The organism is Methylobacterium sp. WL18 (assembly GCF_008040015.1).
In the GTDB taxonomy this organism is placed as follows: Bacteria; Pseudomonadota; Alphaproteobacteria; order Rhizobiales; family Beijerinckiaceae; genus Methylobacterium; species Methylobacterium mesophilicum.
In genome coordinates, this window is record NZ_VRVD01000701.1 from 1 (window position 1) to 2,275 (window position 2,275).

General features: G+C 70.2%; 4 protein-coding genes. 3 read left to right on the plus strand and 1 reads right to left on the minus strand.

Annotated elements, in window-relative coordinates; all coding sequences use genetic code 11:
• A partial coding sequence (locus FV228_RS27175) for a hypothetical protein (protein ID WP_187277937.1) occupies positions 1–397 on the minus strand: 397 nt, incomplete at its 3' end.
• Positions 398–654: 257 nt separating this feature from the next.
• Here FV228_RS27175 and FV228_RS27180 point away from each other — a divergent pair.
• The 3 genes from FV228_RS27180 to FV228_RS27190 form a co-directional block, all read left to right on the plus strand.
• Positions 655–1,068, plus strand: coding sequence for a hypothetical protein (locus tag FV228_RS27180; RefSeq protein WP_147857359.1), 414 nt, complete (start codon positions 655–657; stop codon positions 1,066–1,068).
• A 115-nt stretch (positions 1,069–1,183) separates the two neighbouring features.
• On the plus strand, positions 1,184–1,474 hold the full coding sequence (locus tag FV228_RS27185; protein ID WP_147857360.1) for a hypothetical protein: 291 nt from the start codon (positions 1,184–1,186) through the stop codon (positions 1,472–1,474).
• A gap of 92 nt (positions 1,475–1,566) precedes the next feature.
• Positions 1,567–2,275: LysR family transcriptional regulator (locus FV228_RS27190; RefSeq protein WP_147857361.1), on the plus strand; the 709-nt coding region annotated here is incomplete at its 3' end.

Genomic DNA, 2,275 nt, shown 5'->3' on the forward strand with positions numbered 1-2,275 from the left:
CCTTCGCCCGAGGCCGCCCCGAGGCCGTCGCGAGGCGGGTCGGGCGCTGCGCCAGCTCGACCAGGCTCGGCTTGTCGTAGCTGACCGGCGCGACGCGGTTGGCCACCGTGATGCAGCCGGTGCAGATCGAGCCCGAAAGCTGCTGCCACCTCTGTTGCTGTCGCTCCGCGATGAGCGCGCTGCGATCGACCGGCGGGCGGGGTTGTTCCGCGCTTCGGCCCGCGGGAACGGCCGCAACGATCGACGGCGACAGGACGGTGAAAGCAGCAAGCGCCGCCATCAGGGAATGTGCAACGCTCTTCATGACCCATCTCGGCGGCTGTCCGGAGCCGCCAAGCTTCTCGTTGCCGTGCGGGCGCCGCCGAGCAAACCGTTTTCTTGAAGAGTCGGTATTCAATACGCAGGTCGCGAGCCCGGTCTTGGACCGGCCCTGCCGGCGATGCTTCCGTCCGGACGGGTTGAGCGGACCAAGATTATCGCGTGATTTCCCGTTATCTACAAGTATTGTTTATTTATTTAGAAGTCTCAATTGGCCATGTGGGTTGGACATATGGCTTAATCCGTGGTTAACATAGGGTCCTACGGCGGTGATTAGGGCTGCGGCATCGCATCAGGGCGATCATGATCAATGTTAAGCGGATTGCGGTCCTAGGCATGCTGCTGTCGGCGGGAGCGTGCTCGCGCCTGCCGAACGTGCCGACGGCCTACAGCGCGTTGCCGCGCACCCCGGCGTCCGTCGCCGCGGTGCCGGTGGTCGCAACCCCGGAGGCCCCCGCCGAGGCGGTCGCCGCCCTGCCGCGCATCGTCATACCGGGGACCATGACGATCCCGGTCCCGGCGTTCGAGCCGCGGGGCCTGAACCCGGGCGCGGCCCTGGACTCGTCCCGGCGCAGCCGCCTGGCTTGGGAGGCGTTGCGCCCCGCCGACCTCCTGAGGCCGCCGGTCCTGGCGGCGGGCCGGTCGGCCCCGTCGACGATCCCGGCGCAGACCTACGACCGCGACGCGGCGATGGAGCGTCTCCTGAAGGGCGGCCACGCGGCCGCGAGCGGGATCTGCTCGGGCTGCTGAGCCTGCGACGCCGCGCGGGGCATGGTTAGCCGACGGCTTCCGAAGGTCCTGCCGGTTTACGCGCCGTTAACGTGTCGTCCCCAAGTTGCAGCGAGCGACCCGAGGGAGGCGTGGCATGGGTGCCTTGAAGGCTGAAGACGAGCAGGCTGTCGATCGCCTGACCCTGCGGCTCCTCCAGGACGCCTATTGCGACCTCGCGGCCGTGCTCCGCGGGGCCCAGCCCGCGGCGGCTGCGGCCATCCTCGCCGTCATGGAACAGCGCGTCACCGACGTCCTCACCCGGATCTGCCAGCAGGGCTCGGAGGGTCCCGCCTCGGCGGGCATCGCGATCGCCGTCGGCGAACGGGTCGGCGAGATCATGGATCAGGCCCATGGCCGCGATGGGCAGGCGGCGCTGGCGGCCTGAAGCCGGCTCATCGCAGCGCGGGCCCACCTGAAGGTCCGCAAAGATCCTTCGGCCATTGCCAGCGCCGTCATTGCCGGACCATCCTGCCGCGGATGCGTCCGCCCGTCCCCCTGTCCGCCGTCCGGATCTTCGAGGCCGCCGCGCGGCGGCGCTCGTTCAAGGCGGCGGCGGGCGAGCTGAACCTGTCGCCGAGCGCGGTCAGCCACGCCGTCCGCAAGATGGAGGAGACGCTCGGCGTCGCCCTGTTCGAGCGCAACGGGCAAGGCATCACGCCGACCCCGGCCGGGGAGGCCCTGTGCGACCATGTCGGCCGGGCCTTCGCGGAGCTGAACCGCGGCCTCGACCTCGTGGCGAACCGCGGGCCGCAATTGCTGCGCCTGCACTGCGCCCCTAGCTTCGCCGCGCAGTGGCTCGTCCCGCGGCTGGCGCGTTTCCTCAGCGAGCATCCGGGCTTCGAGGTTCGGCTGGCCGCCGGCATGGACTACGCCCGCTTCATCACCGACGAGTTCGACGCCGACATCGTCTACGGGCCACCCCGGGGCGAAGGCCTCGTCCGCATGCCGCTCGGGCTCGAGACGGTGACGCCGCTCTGCGATCCCGAGCGTGCCGCCCGGATCGCCGGCCCCGCCGACCTGTTCGCGCAGACGTTGATCCAGAGCGACAACAAGCAGGTGCGCTGGACCCATTGGTTCGAGCGCAACCGGCTGGCCGCGCCGCCCACTGCCGCGATCCGCTTCGACCGGAGCTTTTTGGCCCTGGCCGCCGCCGCAGACGGGCTCGGCGTGGCGCTCGAGTCGACCC

What these genes read in the sequence shown, in the direction of transcription:
- FV228_RS27180 (WP_147857359.1), top strand. Translation starts at nt 655, where the DNA reads ATGCTGCTGTCGGCGGGAGCGTGCTCGCGCCTGCCGAACGTGCCGACG.
- FV228_RS27185 (WP_147857360.1), top strand. Translation starts at nt 1,184, where the DNA reads ATGGGTGCCTTGAAGGCTGAAGACGAGCAGGCTGTCGATCGCCTGACC.